Source organism: Oscillospiraceae bacterium (assembly GCA_015068525.1).
In the GTDB taxonomy this organism is placed as follows: Bacteria; Bacillota; Clostridia; order UMGS1840; family HGM11507; genus SIG450.
Genome location: SVKJ01000003.1, coordinates 75306 through 99366 on the forward strand (window position 1 = coordinate 75306; position 24061 = coordinate 99366).

Annotated in this window: 17 protein-coding genes and 1 tRNA gene; 12 read left to right on the forward strand and 6 right to left on the reverse strand. The window is 31.3% G+C overall.

Annotation, left to right across the window (positions count from 1 at the left end; all coding sequences use genetic code 11):
* The first annotated feature begins 17 nt into the window (after window positions 1-17).
* From E7419_01760 to E7419_01775, 4 genes are all read left to right on the forward strand, one after another.
* The gene (locus E7419_01760; GenBank protein ID MBE7013916.1) at window positions 18-1802 is read left to right on the forward strand and encodes an S-layer homology domain-containing protein; all 1785 of its coding nucleotides are present in this window, start codon (window positions 18-20) and stop codon (window positions 1800-1802) included.
* Between the two features lie 51 nt (window positions 1803-1853).
* Window positions 1854-3917, forward strand: a complete 2064-nt coding sequence (fusA, locus tag E7419_01765) for an elongation factor G (protein ID MBE7013917.1) — start codon at window positions 1854-1856, stop codon at window positions 3915-3917.
* A gap of 131 nt (window positions 3918-4048) precedes the next feature.
* Complete coding sequence (locus E7419_01770) at window positions 4049-4885, forward strand: YitT family protein (GenBank protein ID MBE7013918.1); 837 nt, start codon at window positions 4049-4051, stop codon at window positions 4883-4885.
* Window positions 4886-4985: 100 nt separating this feature from the next.
* Entirely contained in the window at window positions 4986-6359 is a 1374-nt protein-coding gene (locus E7419_01775) for an MATE family efflux transporter (protein ID MBE7013919.1), read from the forward strand.
* Between the two features lie 55 nt (window positions 6360-6414).
* Here the strand turns inward: E7419_01775 and E7419_01780 are convergent, their stop codons facing one another.
* The 3 genes from E7419_01780 to E7419_01790 all read right to left on the reverse strand — a co-directional run bounded on the left by E7419_01780 (window position 6415) and on the right by E7419_01790 (window position 7656).
* Window positions 6415-6747, reverse strand: a complete 333-nt coding sequence (locus E7419_01780) for a DUF86 domain-containing protein (GenBank protein ID MBE7013920.1) — start codon at window positions 6745-6747, stop codon at window positions 6415-6417.
* Window positions 6737-7039 carry a nucleotidyltransferase domain-containing protein gene (locus tag E7419_01785; GenBank protein MBE7013921.1) on the reverse strand — a complete coding sequence of 101 codons (303 nt, stop codon included), beginning with the start codon at window positions 7037-7039 and terminating at the stop codon, window positions 6737-6739. The genes E7419_01780 and E7419_01785 overlap by 11 nt, the downstream gene beginning before the upstream one ends.
* 113 nt (window positions 7040-7152) lie before the next feature.
* The gene (locus E7419_01790) at window positions 7153-7656 is read right to left on the reverse strand and encodes a hypothetical protein (protein ID MBE7013922.1); all 504 of its coding nucleotides are present in this window, start codon (window positions 7654-7656) and stop codon (window positions 7153-7155) included.
* Between the two features lie 625 nt (window positions 7657-8281).
* Between E7419_01790 and E7419_01795 the strand changes: the two genes are divergently transcribed.
* From E7419_01795 to E7419_01820, 6 genes are all read left to right on the forward strand, one after another.
* Entirely contained in the window at window positions 8282-9670 is a 1389-nt protein-coding gene (locus tag E7419_01795; protein MBE7013923.1) for a hypothetical protein, read from the forward strand.
* 1 nt (window position 9671) lies between these two features.
* Window positions 9672-12131 carry an AMP-dependent synthetase gene (locus tag E7419_01800; protein MBE7013924.1) on the forward strand — a complete coding sequence of 820 codons (2460 nt, stop codon included), beginning with the start codon at window positions 9672-9674 and terminating at the stop codon, window positions 12129-12131.
* Window positions 12132-12529: 398 nt separating this feature from the next.
* A complete protein-coding gene (locus tag E7419_01805) occupies window positions 12530-14830 on the forward strand; it encodes a helix-turn-helix domain-containing protein (protein MBE7013925.1) in 2301 nt (766 codons plus the stop codon).
* Between the two features lie 54 nt (window positions 14831-14884).
* Window positions 14885-15355, forward strand: coding sequence for a BlaI/MecI/CopY family transcriptional regulator (locus tag E7419_01810; protein ID MBE7013926.1), 471 nt, complete (start codon window positions 14885-14887; stop codon window positions 15353-15355).
* A complete protein-coding gene (locus E7419_01815) occupies window positions 15333-16913 on the forward strand; it encodes a M56 family metallopeptidase (GenBank protein ID MBE7013927.1) in 1581 nt (526 codons plus the stop codon). The genes E7419_01810 and E7419_01815 overlap by 23 nt, the downstream gene beginning before the upstream one ends.
* Before the next feature lie 13 nt (window positions 16914-16926).
* Window positions 16927-18735 carry a hypothetical protein gene (locus E7419_01820; protein MBE7013928.1) on the forward strand — a complete coding sequence of 603 codons (1809 nt, stop codon included), beginning with the start codon at window positions 16927-16929 and terminating at the stop codon, window positions 18733-18735.
* A 155-nt stretch (window positions 18736-18890) separates the two neighbouring features.
* Here E7419_01820 and E7419_01825 read toward each other — a convergent pair.
* The 3 genes from E7419_01825 to E7419_01835 form a co-directional block, all read right to left on the reverse strand.
* A tRNA-Arg gene (locus tag E7419_01825) sits at window positions 18891-18965 on the reverse strand.
* Window positions 18966-19064: 99 nt separating this feature from the next.
* Window positions 19065-20360 carry a diaminopimelate decarboxylase gene (gene lysA, locus E7419_01830; protein MBE7013929.1) on the reverse strand — a complete coding sequence of 432 codons (1296 nt, stop codon included), beginning with the start codon at window positions 20358-20360 and terminating at the stop codon, window positions 19065-19067.
* A 61-nt stretch (window positions 20361-20421) separates the two neighbouring features.
* Window positions 20422-21117, reverse strand: coding sequence for an N-acetylmuramoyl-L-alanine amidase (locus E7419_01835; GenBank protein MBE7013930.1), 696 nt, complete (start codon window positions 21115-21117; stop codon window positions 20422-20424).
* Between the two features lie 119 nt (window positions 21118-21236).
* Between E7419_01835 and E7419_01840 the strand changes: the two genes are divergently transcribed.
* Both E7419_01840 and E7419_01845 read left to right on the forward strand, forming a co-directional pair.
* The gene (locus E7419_01840; GenBank protein MBE7013931.1) at window positions 21237-22769 is read left to right on the forward strand and encodes a DUF3794 domain-containing protein; all 1533 of its coding nucleotides are present in this window, start codon (window positions 21237-21239) and stop codon (window positions 22767-22769) included.
* A gap of 8 nt (window positions 22770-22777) precedes the next feature.
* Window positions 22778-23941, forward strand: a complete 1164-nt coding sequence (locus E7419_01845; GenBank protein MBE7013932.1) for a hypothetical protein — start codon at window positions 22778-22780, stop codon at window positions 23939-23941.
* Window positions 23942-24061 lie beyond the last annotated feature (120 nt).

The window sequence follows — 24061 nt, forward strand, 5'->3', positions numbered from 1 at the left end:
CATAAGGAGGAATTTAAGTGTTAAAGAAAATTATTTCAATATCACTGATAATTACTATGATTTTAAGTTTCACAACTGTTGTTTTTGCAGAAGGTTTTTCAGATGTTGATGAAGCAAAATATTCATGGGCTGTAACTCAAATTAACGATATGGCTGAAAAGGGAATAATCAATGGTTATCCTGACGGAACATTCCAACCTGCAAACGGAATTACAAAAATTGAAGCAATGCTTCTTATTTCAAGAATTCTTGGAATAAATAATGATGTATATTCTGATTCATTAGACGATATATATAGTGTATACGAAGAAGAACTTGATAAGTTAAATCTTCAGTATGAAAAAGAAATTGCATTTTTAATATACAAAGGAGTTTTTGCTCTGGGTGAAATAGAAGAAATGGCTGACGAACTTAAAAAGCCATTACTTCGATATGAAGCGGCAGAATACTTAACAAAAGTAATGGATGCAAATGCTGACCTTTCAGATAATGAAACCGGTTTTTCCGATGAAAGCAGTATTCCTGCTTCTTACAGAGCATATGTTAAATATGTAAAAGTTAATGGTATTATGCAGGGTATGACTGAAACTACATTCGACCCTTCATTCCAGGTTAACAGAGCGCAAATGGCAGTTATGTTACATAGAGTTATGGATAAAAAAGAACTTTTATTCATGGAAGGTACATATGAAGGTATTGTAGGAAAACAAATTAATGTTAAACTGTCATCAGGTACAGGAAGTTACGATGTTTCCGAAGCAGATTTTTACAAAAATGATGAAATTTGCGAAAATGATGATATAGTAATCGGAAATAAAGTAATATTGGTATTTGAAAATGCTACATTAAAAAGAGTTGAAACAGTATATATTGCTCCTGAAGTTTCCAAAACTGTTGTAGGGCAGATTAAAGAACTTGTTTTAACATCTGTAAAAACTGTTAAAATAGAAAACAGCGCAACTGATGAAGCGGAAATATATTCAGTATCACCTGAATGTGAAGTTTATGTTGATGGCAATATATCAACATTGTCAGTTTTAAGAACAAAAGATAATTCAAGATTATATATTAATTCAGAAAATATTGTTGTAAGAATTGATGTACTTGATGCAAGTTTTGATTTTGCTGACGGTGTGATTAAGGAAATATCTTATGACGGTTCAAGAATCGATATTTTAAGAAAAGACGGAACTATGGAAACATATTATGTTTCTGACGATATCGTTGTTACAAGAAATTCGAAAGAATCAACTTTATCAAATCTTCTTCCGGGCGATGAAGTAAAATCATGTATCGTAAGATATAATAAAATTGACAAACTTTCTGTAAAGAGTGAAATAGGAAGTTCTTCAGGAACAATTACCGAACTTGTTATCTCTAAACAATCTTCAATTGTTGTTACTAAAAACGGTGTTCCTACAAGATACCCTATAACAAACTCTTTGAAAGTATCTTTAGATGGAAAAGAATGTGAAATTTACGATTTAAGACTTGATATGGTCGCAGAAATTACAACTGACAGCGGAGCAGTTTCTGAAATCAATGTTACATCAGTTGAAGAAGTAGGTCAGATTTCAGGTGTTGTAGAAAATGTAAATGTAAAACGTGGATTTATCGAAGTAAAAACATCTGATAACTCATTAAAACAAGTTTTTGTTACCACTTCAACAAATATAACTCAGGATGGTGCTGTTACTGCTAAAAAAACAATTGAAAATATCCATGAAGGAGATTATGTTGTTGTAGTTGGTAAATCAGTTAACGGAGCATTTGATGCTACCACAATTGTTATTGTTGATTAAAATTAAGGCATAAGGAATTTTGTTCCGATGGCCTAAAAGGAGGATAAACCTATGAAAGATTATACTACTGAAGCGATTAGAAACATTGCACTTGTTGCTCACGGAGGAACAGGAAAAACTAATTTAGCAGAAGCAATGCTTTATAATGCTAAATTGATTGACAGGCAGGGGAAAGTTAGTGACGGTAATACCGTAATGGACTTTGACCAGGAAGAAATTAAAAGAAAAATTTCTATCAATACATCCCTTGCAAGTTTTGAGTGGAATGATTGTAAAATTAATATTATAGATACACCGGGATATTTCGATTTTGTTGGCGAAATGATTGAAGGTACATCTGTTGCTGACGGTGTTGTTATTATGGTTAGTGGTAAATCAGGAGTCCAGGTCGGAACAGAAAAAGCATGGGCAGTTGCAGAAAAAAATAATATCCCTAAAATAATATTTGTTAATGAAATTGATGAAGAAGAAGTTGATTTTACATCTGTTGTAAACCAACTTAAAGATGCATTTGGAAAATCAATTGCACCTTTATACATACCGATAAGAGAAAACGGTAAAGTAATCGGTTTTTATGATGTTATTCACGGCGAAGCAAGAAAATATGTAACAGGCGGAAACGAACCTATGGCATTACCTTCCGAATATGAAGGGGAAGTTAAGGAAAATACTGATATGTTAGCAGAAGCCGTTGCAGAAACAAGTGAAGAACTTATGGATAAATATTTTAATGGCGAAGAGTTTACTAAAAAAGAAATTCTTTCTGCTGTTAAAAAAGGTATTGAAGAATGTTCTATGGTTCCTGTACTATTTGGTTCAGCACTTAAGAATATCGGTATAAAAGCACTTGTTGATGCAATTTGTGAATATTTCCCTGCACCGAACGAAATTAAGCAAAGAAACGCTTATAAACCTGGTACAGATGAAATAATCGAAGTTAATACTGACAGTAATGGTCCTGTATCTATATTTGTATTCAAAACTTTGATTGACCCTTATGTAGGTAAATTAAGTTATTTTAAAGTTATGTCAGGAACTTTGAAAGCTGACTCAACTTTAAAGAATATAAGAAAAGGCGAAGATGAAAGAATTTCAAGATTATTTACAATGTGTGGTAAAAAGCAGATAGAAGTTAAAACACTTTCTGCCGGCGATATTGGTGCAGTAAATAAACTTGCTATTACTAAAACAGGGGATACGCTTTCTGATCCTAAAAATCAGGTTGAATTTGAAAAACTTATTTTCCCTAAACCTGCTTTATCACTTGCAGTTTTACCTAAGGAAAAAGGCGATGAAGAAAAAATCAGTTCAGGTCTTTCTAAATTAAGAAACGAAGACCCAAGTTTTAATTTCTATAATAATACTGAAACGCATCAACTTATTATTTCCGGTATGGGTGAACAACACATTGATGTTATCATAAGTAAATTGAAAACAAGATATGGTGCTGAAGTTACTTTGGCAGAACCAAAAGTTCCTTACAGAGAAACTATCAAGAAAAAAGTTACTGCTGAAGGTAAACATAAGAAACAATCAGGTGGTCATGGTCAGTATGGTCATGTTAAAATTGAATTTGAACCGGGAATGAGCGAAGGATTAGAATTTGCAGAACAAATCTTTGGCGGCAGCGTTCCTAAGAATTATTTCCCTGCAGTAGAAAAAGGACTTTTGGAAAGTATTGAGCATGGTGTACTTGCAGGTTATCCTGTTGTTAACTTGAAAGCAACTTTGTTAGATGGTTCTTACCATCCTGTTGACTCTTCCGAAATGGCATTTAAGATGGCTGCTCATATTGCATATAAGAATGGTTTGGAACAAGCAAATCCTGTTCTTTTAGAGCCAATCGGAAAACTTGTTGTTATCGTTCCTGATCAGTATATGGGAGATATAATGGGTGATGTTAATAAGAGAAGAGGAAGAATTTTAGGTATGAACCCAATCGGTAACGGACTTCAGGAAGTTACTGCAGAAGTTCCTATGGCTGAAATGCATAAGTATGCTATCGACCTTCGTTCTATGACTCAGGCAAGAGGAAGTTTCGAATTTGATTTTGAAAGATATGAAGAAGCACCAAATATGGTAGCAGAAAAAATTATTGCAGAAAGTAAAAAATAATTTATAACAAAAAACCTCACGAATATTTTTCGTGAGGTTTTTAAATTTAATTTAGAAAAATGTTGAAATATGATTTTATATATTGTATAATGATTGATGCTTAGAAAAGATGATTTGAGAGGGAAATACATATGTCAAAATTGAAATCAATGTTATTAACAGTAATAGGAACAATGATAACAGGCTTTGGAGTTGGAGTGTTTTTGACACCTAACAAAATTGTCGGTGGAGGAGCAACAGGTCTTTCAACACTTCTATATCATACATTTGGGTTTGAACCCGGTCTTAGTTTCTTTGTAATAAATATAATATTTTTGGTTTTGGGACTTAAAGTTTTAGGAAAAGATTTTGTTTTAAAAACACTTGTCGGAACATTTTGTATATCAATTTTTGTTCAGATTTTTTCTTATATAAAAGTTCCTGTTTCAAATCTTACATTGGCTACATTGTATGGAGGAGCACTTTATGGGATTGGTATCGGGTTAAGTTTTGCAGCAGGTGCTTCAACTGGTGGTACTGATATATTAGGAAGAATTATTCAGACTAAATTTTCTCATATTCCTATAGGTAAACTTCTTTTATTTGTTGATGGTGTAATTATTACCATATCACTTATAATCTTTAAAGATGTTGAACTTGTACTGTATGGTATTACAGCGCTGTTAATATCAAGTTATACAATAGATTTTGTCATCAGTAAATTAAATGTTTCCCGCCTTGCTTTTGTTATAACAGATAAAGGCGAAGAGATTTCGCGTAAACTTGTAACAACTTCTCCAAGAGGAGTTACTTTAATTGATGTTAAAGGAATGTATACCAATACGGAGAAACAAATGCTTTTTTGTGCATTAAAAGAAAGTGAAGCAGAAGAGTTTCAGAAAAAAATACTGGAAATAGACAATACAGCATTTATAGTATTTTCAGAGTCGCAAAGAATTAAAGGTAATGGATTTTATTTGTATAAATAATTTTATTAATATTTTGTTAAAAAATGCAATTTTTATTGCATTTTTTTATATTTTTTAGTATAATGAATAATGTTGTTTTTCAAAATTTTGAGGTGATTATATGGTAAAAAAATTAACAACACCGGTTGACTTGACAAAGGGAACTCCCTGGAAAGATATTTTGATATTTACTCTGCCGATGCTTATCGGTAATATTGCACAGCAACTTTACAGTACAGTTGACAGTATTGTTGTTGGAAAATATATAGGTGATAATGCTCTTGCTGCAGTAGGCAGTTCACTGCCAATACTTAATATGCTTTTGGTTTTGTTTATGGGTATTTCAGCAGGTGCGGGAATAATGGTTTCTCAGTATTTTGGTGCTAAGAACAGAGAGGCACTTTCAGTAACAATAGGTAATTGTATAACATTAACTTTAATTTCCTGTTTGTTTTTGATTGCTTTGGCAACTCCGTTTATCAAACCTATTCTTATTGCTTTAAATACGCCTGAAGCAATACTTAACGATTGTACGAATTACCTTACTATTTCTTTGGTTGGTATATTTGGTATGGCTTTTTATAATATTTTAAGTGGTATTATAAGAGGTCTTGGCGATTCGTTTTCTGTTCTTATATATCTTCTTGTTGCAACTGTTATAAATATTGTTTTGGATATTTACTTTGTTGCAGGGCTTAAAATGGGAGTAGGAGGCGTTGCTCTTGCAACGGTTATTGCTCAATTTATCTCATCAATTTTATGCCTTATAAAACTTTCAAAAATGAGCGATTGCTTTGATTTTTCACTAAAGTTTTTAAAATTAAAAGGGTTGTTTGTTAAAACTATTGTTCGTTTAGGGCTTCCATCGGGACTTACTCAGGCAATAATGTCATCTGCTATGATTGTTGTTCAGTCTTTAACCAATCAGTTCGGCGAACAGTTTATTGCAGCAAACGTAATTATTATGAGAGTTGACGGATTTGCTATGATGCCAAACTTTTCATTTGGTATGGCACTTACAACTTATGCAGGTCAGAATGTTGGAGCAGGACTTTATGACAGGGTAACAAAAGGTGCGAAACAGGGGACTTTACTTGCAGTTATAACATCAACTTTTATCACTCTTGTTATACTTTTGTTTGGTAAAAACCTAATGGGTATTTTTACCGAAACTGCGTCTTTGGTTGATATGAGTTATTATCTTATGTGTATTCTTGCTGTCGGATACATTGCAATGGCAGTAACACAAAGTTTGTCGGGAATTATGAGAGGTGCAGGGGATACCGTTACTCCAATGTGGATATCTCTTATTACAACTGTATTTTTAAGAATTCCTCTTGCTTACGGAATATCCTATTTAACCCGTACTCCCGAATTACCATTTGGAAGATGTGAATGTATTCAGATTTCACTTGTTGTGACATGGGTTTTAGGAGCACTTATAACATTTATATTCTATAGACACGGAAAATGGAAAACTAAAGCGATTAAATAAGTATTAAAAATGCACCGCAGAAATTATTTCTGCGGTGCATTTTAATATAATAATATTATAAGTTTTGATACAATTTTTTTAATTGATCGTTAAGTCCCTGTAAATCCTCTTTGATAATATCCCATATCAAAATAAGATTTACACCTTCATAATCGTGAACAATTTTATTTCGAAGTCCATACATAACTCTCCAGGGGATTGATGGATTATTTTCTTCAAATTCTTTATCGATTTTGTTAGCAAGTTCGCCAATTTGACTAAGATTAAAAACACAGGCTTCTACAAGAATGGAGTTGTTGACAAAATCTTCATAGTTTACGTCTTTGGAGTAGTTTATAACCTTTGAAATATATTTAATTATTTTTTCAACAATTATTTTATTTTTCATAAATAATCACTCCATCTTTGGAAATTTCATTAAAAATTTTAGAGTTTGGTATTATATGACTTTGGTCAAAAACGTCAACCTCTTTGTCAAGTGCAGAACGCACATCCTCTATTAAACCCACAAATTTCAAACCTCTAAGTCCGCTGTCAAGGAGTAAGTCAACATCACTATTCTGATTGGCAAGTCCTTTAACATACGAACCAAAAAGAATAGCTTTTTTTACACTATGCTTAATAAATATTGGATGTAAAACAGTTTTTATATCATCTATAGTATAAATTGTATCACGCATAAAAATACTCCTTTCACAATCATTTATATTTATTATATATCAAAATTTATATAAAATCAATAGATTATCTTGTAAATAAAGGTATTATATGCGTAAATTTTATAGTAGCATTTTTAGTTATATATAACATCATAAATTTCAGCAGATGGAAGCCAATCAGTATCAGAGAAATTTTTTTCAAAATTTTGTTTGGTTTGAATAGTTTTGCATGGAATAACTAATTTTATTGTTCCGTCTTTGTTAAATTCAGAATGTATAATATAATGAATAAAATCATCTTTGTCTATAAATTCAGACTTATTTCCATCATCATCTAATTTAAAATAGTTTAAAGGTGTAGCAGTAAACCATTTCGCAGGATAAACAGATAAATATATTTTTGCATTTTTATTTATCTTTATTTTGTTTTTAGGTATGATTTCAATAGATAAATTGCAGGTAGTTACATATTGGGTAGTAAAACTATCTATTTTAATTTTTTCCTGAAACATATTAATAACTTTTTGATTAATAATAAAATACTCTGAAAAATTTTCTTTGGTAATATGTTTGTTACTGCAACTTGTCGGTATAAGAAGTAAAATTAATATAATCAGTATCTGAGTAAACTTTTTCATATAATTCTCTCCTAAATTAAAAAATGCGCCAACTAAGGTTGACGCATGAAAAACGCAAACCCCGTTGTCGCCAAACAAACTTAATATTAGTAAATGTTATACACAATAATACTAAAACCAAGTTGGAATTTGCATTTTTTCCAATATCATATGATTTTAATATTATTGTATTACTTTCATAATATACAAATATGAAATAACAGACAGATATTAAGTTTGTTTGGCACTTACTATTATATCATATTTTAATAAAAAAACAATATTTTTTTAAAAATTACTTGACAAATATAAAAGATTATGCTAAAATTTATCATAATTTAAACACTGCGATGCGGAATAGTATGCAAATATTTTCGCCTTGAGAGAGATGCCGGGTGGTGCGAGGCATTGGGAGGATTTTGAGGAACTCACCGCGGAGTGGCTGCTGTGAATTCATAGTAATGGCAGACGGGTACTCCCGTAACAGAGTTAAGATGTGATGGCATCTAAAGAGCATCCTTTTTGGGTGAAAAAGAGTGGTACCGCGGAAACGAATGATTTATTACGTTTTCGTCTCTTTAAGAAAAGCAAAGAGACGAAAGCGTTTTTTTGTTTAAAAATAATTTTTTGAAAGGAGTTTTCGAAAATGAGAACTGTTAACGTTGCAGATATTACACTAAAAAAACTTTCAGAGGAACGTGAAATTTCACTTCTGTTTCGTGAAAAATCTAAAATAGCAAACTGCGCAGATAAAATTGGCGCAGATGTTATAGAACTTCCGCAGATAAAAAATCTTCGTGAAGATACTATTGTTTATAAAACTATTGCGCAAAATATTAAGAACGCTGTTCTTGCCATTCCTGTTGGTTTTAATAAAGAGAATGTTGCATATTCATGGGAATGTATTAAAGATGCGATAAAACCTCGTCTACAGATTGAACTTCCTGTATCAACAATTCAGATGGAATATACATATCACGTTAAACAAGCAGTTATGCTTGAAAAGATTAAAGAACTTATCATTGATGCTAAATCATATTGTAATGATGTTGAATTTGCTGCCCTTGATGCAACAAGAGCAGATGTTGATTTTCTTATTAGTTCTGTTAAAGAAGCAGAGGCAAACGGTGCAACACTTATAACCATTTGTGATAATGCGGGAGTATCAACACCTGAAGAAATTGGTGCATTAGTTTCAAAAGTTGCAGAAAGTGTAAATGTTCCTGTATATGTTCAGGTTTCTGACCGTATTAATATGGGTGTAGCATCTGCTTTTGCGGCAGTTTCAAAAGGTGCACAAGGTATTAAATGCGCTATGGCAGGAAAAGATGTACTGCTTATGGGAGAAATATCTGATGCAATGAGTGTATGTGCCACAAGGATAGATGCAAAAATCAAACTTGATAAAACAAAAATACACTCAAGTATTGACGATATGTTATCAAATATAAACCATGAAAGTTATGAATCGCAAAAAGAGGTCAGTGATAAGAAAAAGATATTACTTGATTCTGATTCTACTATAGCACAGGTTGAAGAGGCAGCCAAAATTCTTGGATACGAACTTTCTGATTCAGATATCGGAAACGTGTATAAAGCGCTTATTAATGTTTGTGAAAAGAAAGGTGCTGTCGGTTCAAAAGAATTTGAAGCTTTAATTGCAAGTTCTGCTATGCAGGCTCCTTCAACATATCATTTTGAATCATATACAACAACAAGCAGTAATGTTTCCAGTTCTATGTCACAGGTAATACTTAAATATAACGATGAAATTATTTGTGGCGTAAGTAATGGCGAAGGTCCGATTGATTCGGCGTTCAGAGCGATAGAGCAGTGTATTGGTCATCATTATGAACTTGATGATTTTCAGGTTCAATCAGTAACGGAAGGGAAAGAAGCATTAGGTTCTGCTCTTGTAAGACTTCGTAATAACGGGAAACTATACTCAGGTAACGGAACTTCAACTGATATTATTGCTGCAAGTATCAGAGCATATATAAATGCACTTAACAAGATAGTTTACGAGGAGGCATAATATGAAAATAGTTTTTTCTACAAAGAATGTAAGTCGTGCTTCGTTCTTGGATACGTGTCGTTATGCTTTTGATTATGGATTTTGCGGTTTTGAAATATATGACGCAATAAAAGAAAGAAACTCTCATTATGACAGTATTTTAAGACGAGAACGTATATCTGACACAAAAAGAAAACTTGTTAACAGAAATCTTTCAATATCTGCACTTCGTATGCCTGATTCAATAGATAGCGAAAATACTACACCTGAATTAATTTTAAAATATGTGGATATGGCTGCAACTTCAGGAATTGCTAATGTGATTTTGTATATTGATAAAGAGATTTCCAATGAAATTCTTAACGAAAAAATTCATCTTGCTGTAAAAAAAGCAGAAAATTCAGATGTTAATATTTTGTTTGAAACAGTAGGATACCTTGCAAATACTGAAAAAGTCATTGATATTATCAATTATCTTTCCTCAGCTGCAGTTGGTGTTTCCTGGAATGTTAGAGGTACATATTTCGGTAAAGGAGAGTCCTCTGAATCAACAATTAAAACACTTGGAGCATATATAAAATACGTTCGTCTTGGCGATATGAAAGACGGGAAAACTGTTCTTATTGGCGAAGGGGAACTTGATGTTGAGAAACTTATCAATGCACTTTCGTCATTAAATTATGAAGGATATATTTGTGCAGCATGGAATGAAGAAATAAATGATGCAGATATTGTGCTGACACACTTTGCTAATTATATTTCAAAACTCAACCGTGAGAAAAAAACTTATGAACACGCATATTATAACAGAGATAAGACTGGTACTTTTGTATGGAAAAAGTATGATGTTATTGATTTGACTTTCTCTCAGGTTTTAGATACAATGGCTGAAACTTATCCTGACCAGTATGCTTTTAAATATCCTACACTTGATTATACAAGAACTTATGAGCAGTTCAGACGAGATGTTGACGAATGTGCGGCAGCCTTAATTTCGCTCGGTGTGAAAGCGGGCGACCATGTTGCAGTATGGGCAACAAATGTTCCTGAATGGTTTATCACATTCTGGGCAACAACAAAAATCGGCGCAGTTTTGGTTACCGTTAATACTGCCTATAAAATTCACGAAATCGAATATCTTTTAAAACAATCAGATACACATACACTTGTAATGATTGAATATTGCAAAGATATAAACTATAAAGAGATTATAGAAGAACTTTGTCCAGAACTTAAAACATTGGAAGCAGGTAAACCTTTATATTCAAAAAATCTGCCATTTTTAAGGAATGTTGTTACAGTTGGCTTTTCAATGGATGGATGTTTAACATGGGAGGAAATGCTGTCCCGTTCTTCACTTGTTCCGCTTAATGAAGTAAGAAGACGTGCATCGCTTGTTAAACCTGATGATGTATGTAATATGCAGTACACATCAGGAACAACAGGTTTCCCTAAAGGTGTTATGCTTACCCACAGAAATATCGTTAATAACGGTAAAACTATCGGTGACAGAATGGATTTATCAACAGCAGACCGTATGATGATTCAGGTTCCTATGTTCCATTGTTTTGGTATGGTTCTTTCTATGACATCTACTATGACGCATGGTGGTACGCTTAGTCCTATACCTTACTTTTCGCCTAAGTCATCTTTAGCATGTGTTAACGATGAAAAGATAACTTGCTTTAACGGCGTTCCGACAATGTTTATTGCAATGTTTAACCATCCTGATTTTTCTAAAACTGACTTTTCATATATGAGAACAGGAATTATGGCGGGTGCTAACTGTCCTGCTGATTTAATGCGCCGTGCAGCCGATGAAATGAATATGCGTGAAATTATATCTGTTTATGGGCAAACAGAAGCATCACCCGGATGCACTATGGGAGAAGTAAACGAAGATATTGACCATCGTGTTGAAACTGTAGGAAGCGCTTTTCCTGGAATTGAGTGTAAAATCATAGATCCTGAAACAGGGGAAGAATTGCCTGACGGAGAAAGCGGAGAATTTGTTGCAAGAGGATTTAATATAATGAAAGGGTATTATAAAATGCCTGAAGCAACATCTTTGGCTATTGATAAAGACGGATGGCTTCACTCAGGGGATATTTGTTTAAGAACACCTGACGGATATTATAAAGTAACCGGAAGATTAAAAGATATGATTATCCGTGGTGGAGAAAACCTGTATCCAAGAGAAATTGAAGAGTTTTATCTTACAAATCCAAAAGTCCGTGATGTTCAGGTAGTTGGTGTGCCTGATGAAAGATATGGAGAAGAGTGCTGTGCATGGATTATTCTTCATAAAGGGGAAACTGCTGACGAAAATGAAATGCGTGAATTTGGGAATGCTTCTATTGCAAGGCATAAAGTACCAAGATATTTTATATTTACAAACGAGTTTCCTATGAATGCAGCGGGCAAAATATTAAAATATAAAATGCGTGACGACTCAGTAGAAAGATTAGGGTTAAAAAAATAATTTAAATATTTTTAAAAAATACTTGACATTTTCAAATTAGGGAGTATAATAGTATTAAATTTGAATATCACAAATAACGACTATGACGAGGACGGTCGGATTGTGAAACCTGGAGAGAGTTGCCGGTTGGTGCGAGGCAATGGCGGAACTTTCCAATGACTTATCACCTCTGAGTCGAAGGACCGAAAAGTTTTGGCTTAGTAGATTCCTTCCGTATTGCTGCGTAAAGGCAAAGGGCTTGTTAGAGTCCGGTAAGTGACGGAAATTGTTTTCCGTAATTTGAGTGGTACCGCGGGTTGATATAACTCGTCTCAATAGTTTTTGAGGCGAGTTTTTTGTTTTATTCAAATTAGTAACCAAATAACTAATTTGTCATGAAAATGAAAGGAGACAAAACAATGGATTACAGTTTGAAAGAAGTTGCAGGAAGAATTAAAGACTTAAGAGAAGCAAAAGGGTTTACGCAGGAAGAACTTGCTAAACTAACAGGTGTATCTTATGAAGATTACAAGGTTTTAGAACAGGGAGAAACAGACTTTAGTTTTACATTTATTTATAAATGTGCAAAAGCCTGCGGAGTTGAAGTTGTTGATTTATTAGAGGGTACAAGTACAACACTTAAATCTTTTGCTATTACAAGAAAAGGCGAAGGACTGAAGATACTTAAGAAACACGGCGTTGAATATAACAATCTTGCTCCAAAATTTAAAGAAAAGTTAGCAGAACCATTTTTAGTTAAATTTCCTTATATTGAAGAAGAACAAAATCAACCTCTTAAATTAAGTTCACATAAAGGTCAGGAATTTGATGTTATTGTTAAAGGTTCACTTAAAGTTCAGGTAGGAAGCCATATAGATGTTTTAAATGAAGGCGATTCAATCTTTTATAACAGTACAATTCCTCATGGTATGATTGCAGTAAGCGAGGGTGGTTGTGAATTCCATGCAGTTGTATTAAATCCTCAGGATGGTAATGTGAGCGAAGAATATCCTGAAGTACCGGTTACTGTTTCTAAGGTTTCTGATAAAAAAGCAAATTACCAAACGGTTGCAGATAAATTTATTGAATCTTCTTATGATGAAAACGGCGTATTTAACGGTATTAAATTTAAAAATGATGACACATTCAATTTCGCATTTGATTGTGTTGATGCTATCGCAAAGAAAAATCCTGATAAACTTGCTATGATGTGGGTTGCAAACGATAAAACTGACAGGAAATTTACCTTCAGCGATATGAAAAAATATTCGGCAAAAACTGCAAATTACTTTGAATCACTTGGAATTAAAAAAGGCGATACTGTAATGCTTGTACTTAAAAGACATTATCAGTTCTGGTTTGCAATGCTTGCGCTTCATAAAATCGGTGCTATCGCAATCCCTGCAACCAATCAACTTGTAGAACACGATTTTACTTATAGATATAAAGCAGCAAAAGTAAAAGCAGTAGTATGTACAGCAGATGGAGATGTGTCAACTGAAGCAGAAAAAGCCGCAAAAGAATTTCCTGATATGATTAAAATTTTAGTCGGCGGTAAGAAAGATGGATGGAATGACTTTAATGTAGAAATGGAACGTTTCAGTACTCATTATTACAGAACTGAAAATACTCCATGCGGTAACGATCCGATGCTTATGCTCTTTACATCGGGTACAACAGGATATCCAAGAATTGCAACACATTCATATAAATATGCACTTGGGCATTATCCAACAGCAAAACATTGGCATAATGTAAACCCTGACGGACTTCATTTTACGATTTCTGATACCGGTTGGGGTAAAGCACTTTGGGGTAAACTATATGGTCAGTGGTTGTGCGAAGCGGCAACATTTACCTATGACTTTGACAGATTCCATTCGGAAGATATCTTACCTATGTTTGCAAAATATCATATAACAACATTCTGCGCACCACCTACAATGTATCGTTTCTTCATTAAAGAAGATTTGTCAAAATATGACCTTTCTTCTATCGAATATGCAACAACAGCAGGCGAAGCATTAAATCCTGAAGTTTTCAATCAGTTCAAGAAAGCAACAGGTCTTACTATTATGGAAGGTTTCGGTCAAACTGAAACAACATTATCTATTGCAAACTTTGTTGGTTCAACACCTAAAATTGGTTCTATGGGACGACCAAGTCCGCTTTATGATGTAGTTGTTCTTGATCCCGATGGCAATGAATGTAAAGTCGGAGATACAGGCGAAATCTGCATCCGTACTAAAGAGGGAACACCTTGTGGTTTGTTTATAGGATATTATCTTGATGAGGATAAGACAAATGAAGTATGGTATGATGGATATTATCATACAGGAGACCAGGCAACAATGGACGAAGATGGATATCTTTGGTATGTTGGTCGTATTGATGATGTAATCAAATCATCAGGTTACCGTATCGGTCCTTTTGAAATCGAAAGCGTTATCATGGAACTTCCTTACGTATTAGAATGTGCAATAACTCCTGTTCCTGATGAAGTAAGAGGGCAGATTGTAAAAGCAACAATTGTTCTTGTAAAAGGAACTAACGGAACAGATGAACTGAAAAAAGAAATTCAGGAATATGTTAAAACACATACTGCTCCATATAAATATCCAAGAATAGTTGAGTTTGTAGATGAACTTCCAAAAACAATCAGCGGAAAAGTAAGAAGAGTCGAAATCCGTAAGAACGATTTGGAAAAAATGGGGAAATAATTGATATAAATACAAAAAATTCTTTACAAATTTTATAAATAAGTATTGACAAAAATGGATTACAAGTGTAAGATAAAAATAACTTACAAATGTAATCCATTTTTTAAAATAAAGGAGGAATTAAGAGTGAACAAAAATATACCTCAAATATCAGAGGCAGAAATTGAAGTTATGAAAGTATTGTGGGAAAAAGGGGAAGCGACTGCTAAAGAGATAGTTAATGAAATTGAAAAAACAAATGAATGGAAACCTAAAACAATACAAACACTTATAACAAGATTGGTTGGGAAAGGAGCAATCAAAACTGATAAAATTAATGCAAAATCTTACATTTATTTTGCTAATATTACCAAAGAGGAATATCAATCTTATGCTAATAAAAGTTTTATGAAAAAATTATATAATGGTTCTTTGAATTTGATGCTCTCTTCATTTATAAAGAATGAAAGATTATCTGAAAGTGATATACAAGAACTAAGGAAAATTTTGGAGGAAAAACAAAATGAATATAAACAGGATATTTGATTTTGTTTTAACTTCCAGCGTACATGGAAGTATTGTAGGTTTTATTATCTTTTTAGTAAGTAAATTTACAAATAAAATTATTCCTTATAAATTTAAAACTTTCTTGTGGTCTATTTTTATTATAAAAATCTTTTTGCCGAACGGACCTGAGAGTAAGGTAAGTGTTTTTAATGAACAATTTTTTTATAACGCAAACAATTTTAAAGAAATTGTTTTAGACAATATGGGAACTTCCGTGCATACGGGAACTTCAAATTTAAATATTTTTCCACTTATATGGTTTTTAGGCTTTATCATTATATGTTTATGGCTTTTAATATCTAATGTAATATTAAACATAAAATTAAAGACATATCATAAGCCTGTTAACGAACGAATTTATAATATTTTTAATAACTGTAAGAAAAATATGAAGGTTAAAAGGGAAATAATACTTGTTAATCAATCTTTTGTAAAGAGTGTTTCTCTTTTTGGATTGTTTTTTCCAAAAATACTTATAACAGATAAGTTGCAAAATTATGAAGACAGAGAAATTGAATATGTATTTTATCATGAACTATCCCACTATAAAAGAAAAGATATATTCGTAAATTATCTTGTTACTTTTATACAGGTAATACATTGGTTTAATCCTGTTATACATATAATCACAAAATTTATAAGGGAAGATATAGAGTTTTCAACTGATGAGAATACTTTGGCTAAGATTAAGCCTTCCGAACACAAAAGATATGGTTTGCTTCTTATTTCAATGCTTGAAGAGTATTCTAAAACTTTCACTCCAAAGATTTTAAACGTTGTTGATTCTGAAAAACAAATTAAAAAAAGAATTAAGAGAATAACAAGTTATAAAGAAAGTAGCATATTTAGTATTATTATATTAGTGTTTTTAATCATAAGTCTTTCATTTCTAACTTTGACAACAGGAGTTTGTGAAGAATCAGTAGAAACTATTGTAGAAAATATTACAGCTGTTGAAAAAAATATACATACATATCAGGAAAATAACATTACAAAAAAAGTTAAGATACCAAAAAAAGAACAAGAAATCACAAAAGAGATTTTAAAGGAGGAAAGTACCACTGAACATGTAGAAGAATTAAATACCTCATATGAAAGTGTACCTGTCAAAAATATTCAAAATCCGGAAGCCACAACAAAATCGCTTCTTCCGGGTACTGATATAAATATATTGCTAAATGACGTTTTGTCAACAGGTAAGAGTATAAAAAAATCATCGTTTGTTGATTTGAGAGATTACTGCACAATAAAGGATTATTCCATCAAGGAAAATGAGTCTGTTGTTTTGGGAACATATATCCCTGATTCTAAAAACAGTATATCAATATATTTAAATTCTGATAATAGTCAGAGGATAAATATTATGCTGTTAAAAAATTCTGATATGGTAATTAATGCATCGGTTAAGCCATCTAAAACAAATTTGTATCTATTTACAGGGCTTAATGAAGGAGAAAAATACGAATTGCTTTTAGTTCTTAAACCAAACAGTCAATATACAAATTATGATACTTCTGGTTCTATTTTAATTTTTTAGGAGGGTTAATGCTATGAAAAAAATTATTTCTTTAATAATTGTTGTTATATTATTTAATGTTATTGCTTATGCTGATTACAGTTTTTCAAATGAGAATTTAAGTTATGTTAAGGAAATTCCTAATGAAGGACTTAAATATGAGATTTTCTCTGAAAACGGAAAGTATGGAATGAAAAAGTATGGTAATATTATTATTCCTGCTATTTGGGATGAGTTTGGAACTGATAACAGACCTGCGTATCCACCTTATGGTGATTTTTCTCACATTGCAGTTAGAGATAATGAAAAATGGGGTGCTGTAAATGAAAAAGGGGAAATTATTATACCAGTAATATACAAGGAAGTTGTTATACAACCAAAAATTACTGACAGATTTGAAATAAGAGTTCAGGACTTTAATGATAAATATGGTTTCGTTGATTATAATGGGAAAATAATTGCAGAATGTAAATATGATTATTGCGAAAGTAGTTTTATTGATGGAATGTGTGTAGTTGGAAGAGATTTCGGATATACAGTTATAGATAAAGAAGGCAATGAACTTATGCCTTTGATTTCAGAGAAGTTAACTTACTATAATGGCAAATTTGTTGTTGAAAAAGAAGAGGGAAGTTATATATTAGATAAAAATGGGAATATATTGTTAAAAAGTGATTATGATTATTTATGCCCTACAAGTGTAAATACTGTTATAGCAACAAAAAATAATAAACAAGGTTTGATAGATTTTAGCGGCAATATTCTTATTCCTTTAAAATATAATGCAGTTGTTTTTATGGGAGAAAAAAATATCTATTTAGCAATGGATAACACCTATGACTATTATTATGATATAAATTTAAATTTAATTAGAGAACCAAGTGAAAAAATGAGTTCACATCATAGTGGCAATGATAATTTATTAACTTTTAAGAAGAATGGGAAAATAGGTATTATTACAACTGACGGAAAACAAATCGCACCATGTATATATGAAGATTTTTATTCACGTGATGGTTATTTTATGGTAAGGCTTAATGGACTTGTGGGAATTTTAAACCCTGATGGTACATATCATACTTATCCAACAATTCGTATGGAGGCATTATATAATACCGAACATTTGGGAGATGGTTTTTTTGCTGTAATGTTATCGCCACGTAAATGGGCTGTTTTAAATAACAAAGGAGAGTTCATAACAAGACCTGTTTTTCCAGAGGTTAATGTTATTGATAATAAAATTGTAGTATCTGATAATTCCAAGTGGTATGAAATTAAATTTGAAGATAAAATAACACCTGTTAATAATTCTTCCTATATGACAGAACTTTACGAGAAAGAAATAAACTATTTATCGGAAAAAGGGATAATAATAGGTAATGAAAACGGAGAATTAAATCTTTATAATCAGATTACAAGAGCAGAATTTTTAACTATGATAATTCGTTCGTTGTCCTGTGATATTAAGGAATGTGATGCTGTATTTTCTGATATTTCCAATCATTGGGCAAAAAATATAGTTATGAAATGTTATAATGCAGGTATTGTAAAAGGTTATGAAGACAATACATTTAAACCTGACCAGATTATAACCTATGAAGAAATGTTGCAAATTGCTATAAGAAGTATGGGCGTCCCTGATTATATTATAACACGAGAAAATTCCATTTTTCCCATTGCGAAATATGCAAAACTCCTTCCAGTAAATACTACATTTTCAAGTAATGAAACAATTCTGAAAAATAAAGCATGTGTTATAATTTACAATCTTATTAATACTGATATAACTAAAGATGATATAATAAATTATAAGCCTAATATAGTATATAATCTTGGAAATTAGTAAAAATTGTCTTCAAGTGTGAAATTGATAAAGAGTAGTAATGAAATATCAATTAAAATAAGATTTTTCATTATCCATCAAAAAATCCTTTTGTATCAAATAAATAATGAATAGTACAAAGAAAAAACCGTCGATGACTCGACGGCTTTTTTCTTTGGCACCCTCAACGGGAATCGAACCTGTAACTGCCCCTTAGGAGGGGGCTATTATATCCATTTAACTATGAGGGCAAATATTTAATTTTTTAAAATAGCCCCCTCCTAAGAGAGTTTAAAAAAGGGGCTATTATTCTGAGCGCAGCGAATAACAAGGTTCACAAAGTGGTTCAGTTATATTAAGTCATTTTTTATAATGTCATCATAAGTTTCTCTTTTTACAATAAGTTTATCTTGTCCATCTTTTAACATAACAACAGGTAAACGTGGAATTCTGTTATAATTACTTGCCATTGAAAAGTTATAAGCACCGGTTGAAAATACACATAGTATATCGCCGACTTTTGTTTCTTGCAACATTATATCTTTTGCAATAATGTCGCCTGATTCACAGCATTTTCCGGCAACTGTAACCTTTTCATTTTGTGGGTTACCTGCTTTATTTGCAATCATTATAGAGTATTCTGCTTCGTATAAAGCATAGCGTGGATTATCTGCCATACCACCATCAACAGAAATATATTTTCTTACATCTTTAATATCTTTGACAGCACCGACAGTATACAAAGTAACACCTGCTTCGCCGACTATTGAACGTCCCGGTTCCATAAGAATTTTAGGTTTTTGAATATTTTTTTCTTTGCAGACTGAATTAACAACTTCAGAAACTTTTTTTATATATTCACCATACTCAATCGGGTCGTCTTCGCTTGTATATTTTATACCAAACCCACCGCCAAGATTAAGTTCTTTTATTTCAATATTATACTTTTCTTTAATATCGGAAATATAGTTTAGCATAACCTCTGCAGTTTTGCAAAAAGGGTCTATATCAAAAATTTGTGAACCTATATGGCAGTGAACACCGACAAAATCAATGTTTGAACATTTTTTTATATCCTCTATAATATCAAATGCCTCGCCGTTTTCTAAAGCAAACCCAAATTTTGAATCAATCTGACCTGTCATAATAAAATCGTGAGTATGTGCGTCAATACCGGGTTTTATTCTTATAAGAATTGAAACTCTTTTGTTTAGCTTTTTTGCAATAGAGTCAATATTGTTAAGTTCATAAATATTATCAACAACGATTCTTCCTACATTGCTTTTTATAGCAAACTCAAGTTCATCGTAAGTTTTATTGTTTCCGTGAAAATAAATTTTTTCGGAGGGGAAATCTGCTTTTAGCGCAGTATATAATTCTCCGCCTGAAACAACATCAACTCCAAGACCTTCTTCGTTTGCAATTTTATATATATAAAGACAGGAAAATGCTTTTGAGGCATATAGTACAAGTCCGTCATCATAATTTTCTTCCAGTGCTTTTTTATATGCTCTGCAATTTTTCCTTATTAAATCTTCGTCCATAAGATATAAAGGTGTTCCATATTTTTTTGCCATGTCGACAGTATCGATTCCTGACATTGTTAAATGGTTATTTGCATTTATATCAAAAATGTTATTTATCATAAGTTTCACCTCATACTGTAATATTCTAACACATTTAAAAGAAGATTACAATATTTTTTTATTAAGAAAAGTATTTTAATAATCCGTTTTTTATTGTTTCAGCGATTTTTTCCTGATATTTATCACTCATCAACAGTTGCTCTTCGGTTGGATTAGATATAAACCCACATTCAATAAGACAGGCTGGGATTTTAAGATTTGAAAGAAGATAAATTTCTTTTCCCGAAGGCTTAATCTGCCGTTTGTTATTTGGGTTTAGAGAATTTTTAAGTTCTTCTCTGAGTATAGAAGCAATTTCCTTACTTTCGGGATTATTCTTTGAATAAAAAATTTGTGCACCGCTTTGTGAATTATCTTCAAAATAATTCATATGTATACTTATAAAAATTGCATTATTATAATTTTGTGCAATTTTAATTCTGTTGTCAAAATCCGTTCTTTTTCTCTTTTTTTGTTGATTTTTGTCACAAAGCATAATATCCGTATCTCTTGTCATAACAACGTTTATTCCTGAATTTAAAAGTTTTTCTTTTAATTTTAGTGCAATTTTTAAATTAAGGTCTTTTTCTTTTATGCCCGTTACTCCAACTGCACCACCATCTTCTCCGCCATGTCCCGGGTCTATTACTATAACGTTTGATGTGACTGATGTAACCATTGATTTCTGATATGAATTATAAATAAAGGAACTCATAATAAAAACGAACATTAAAGAAAAGGTAAGAATAATACTTTTTTTATTTATAACATAAAACATATAACACACCTCAAAACAAATATATGTTTTTTAAAAAATATAATTCTATAAATTTTGAATATTTAAGATTTGTCCATCATATTATTTAGTAAAAAAACAAATCCTGGAGGTTAAGAAAAATGGAATATCAAAAAGAAAATATGAGCATTTTAAAAACTGTTTCAAAAACAGCACAAACAAAGAATTATGAATGGGATATCATTGTTCCTGATTCAAAGCCTGATATTGCAACTATAGTAAGCACAGACGGACTTGTTAATATAACGGGAAAAGAAATAATGCAGGATAGGGTAGTTATAAACGGAAATGTTAAAATCACTATACTTTATATTTCATCTGATGATTCAAAAAGTATAAAAAGTATTGAGAATATACAGAATTTTAATTGCGTATTGGAACTTAAAGATTTAAGACAAAATATGGAATTAAATATCTATGCTTTTGTAAATAAAATTTCATCAAATATGTTAAACAGCAGAAAAATAAATGTCGAGTCTGTCATTGATTTTCATGGTATCGCATACGACAATGAAGAAATATCATATATTGAAAAGATGGAGGAAGAAAATGTAGAATATAAATCAAAAGAAATTAAAACAGAGAGAATGGCATCTTATTTTGAAAATTCTTTTTCTTTTAATGAAAATATTGAAGTTCCTGTCGGAAAGTCAAGTATCACCGAAATATTAAAAATCAAACCTGAATTTTTGGTTAAGGATATCAAATTTGCAAATAATAAAATTGTATTAAGAGGAAATATCTTATTTTCGACAGTTTATTTAAGTGATACAGATGACGATCCTGTGCAATTTATGACAAATGAAATACCAATAAATGAGATTATTGACTGGAAAGATATTAATGAGGATTCAATATTCGATTATGATGTTTTTGTAAGTAATTTTAATTACATATTAAGAGATAACAGTGACGGAGAAAAAAGAATTATAAAAGTATGCGGTGATATACTTATAAAAGGCAAAACTTATGAAGAATTATTGATTTGTCCTATTGTTGATGCATACAGTCTTAAAAGCAATCTTAATCTTCAAAAGAATTTGTTTAATTACGAAGAAATACATCACAGGCTTTCAGGTCAGTTTTCCTTGAAAGAAACAGTAACTTTTAATAGTTTAAAAGATATTCAGAAAGTACTTCTTCTCGAAATAAAAGAAGATGTGGACAGTGTAACAATAACATCGGGAGTTATAAAAATAAAGGGAAATATTGCCGTTTCAATGCTCTATATATCAACAGATGGTGAAGTTTGTATGGCTAAATCTTTAGTTCCTTTGGAATATAATGTAAATACTGATGTTGATTCTTCCGAAGCATTATGCGATTTGAAACTTCAGATTGATTCTTTTTCTTATAATATTGTTTCTTCAGATGAAATAGATTTAAGAATAAACTTAAGTTATAAAATCATAATAAAAAATCATATTTCTCAGGAAATAGTTCATGATATAGAATGTGATAAAACAAACTGTAATTATGAAAAACATGGTATAACTGTTTTCTTTTGTGATGGTAATGAAAACTTGTGGGACATTGCCAAAAAGTATAAAACAACAGTGAAAGATATTGCTTTGGCCAATGAACTTGACGATAATATTGTTGTGAAAAAAGGAATGAAATTATTAATTCCATAGAGGATAATATGAAACATACAAGAGCATATGTAATAAATATAAAAAAAGTGATTATATATATAGCGATAACTGCTAGTGTTTTTTTAAGTATTATTTGTATAAGTACAAATATAAAAAAAGAAATTTTTATAAATAAACTTATTGAATACAGCATTTCGACAAACAGAATAAAAAAAGAAATTCCTGTCCTTAATAAAAATGTGAGCGAATATAAACCTGTTACACTGATTAAGATTTTAAGTTTTATATTTAATGAGAATCTGGAAAAACCTTCAAACATTTTTTCTGATAAAATTGGTTTTATAAAATCGGTAAAAAACAAACTTAGCGAACAATATAATTTTGTTAATGAAAGTAATAATTACTATATACCTAAAATCTTTAAGAGTATTTTAAAAGATGATAATATAACTTATAATCCCGCAACTGAAACAACTATAAATTCTGTTAAAAAAAGTGGAAATATTCTTGAAAGAAAAGGGATTATCGTTGATAACAAAACAACGTACAGTTTAAATCTTTTAAATCTCTATAATGAAAAATTAACCTTAAACAAAGTAAAGGGAAAACCACAGGTTTTAATAGTTCATACTCATGGCAGCGAAAGTTATAATCCGACTGACAGAAGTCAGGATATAAATAATAACATTGTACGTGTTGGCTCAGAAATGGCAAAAGTTTTTAAGGAAAATAATATCGAAGTTATTCATTCTGAAAAAATGCACGATATTCCCAAATTTAACAACTCATATAAAAATTCGCTTTTAACAGTTAACGAAATGCTTGAAAAGTATCCAAGTATTTGTGTTGTTCTTGATGTTCACAGAGATGCAATGATAAGTGAGTCGGGCGAGGTTTTTAAAGTTGTTAAAGAAGCGAACGGAGTTAAATATTCTCAGGTAATGTTTGTTGTAGGAACAAATCAGGGGGGACTTACTCATAATAACTGGAAAGAAAATCTTAAATTTGCTATGCATTGTCAGGAAAAAATAAATGACATTATACCTAATCTTGCGCGGCCTATAAATTTAAGGCAGGAAAGATTTAACCAGCATACAACAAATGCATCTTTGATAATTGAGGTGGGAACTAATGGCAATACGTTAATTGAGTCGGTTAACTCGGCTGTTATAACTGCTAAAGCAATTTCAGAAGTGTTAAATTCATATTAGTATGAAAACAGGTGTTAAAAATAACATCTGTTTTTTTGTTTAAAAAAGTTAAAATATTAACAAAATAAGTATTTACTATTTTAAAAAAGGGTGTTATAATGTATTATGTAAAAATTTGTA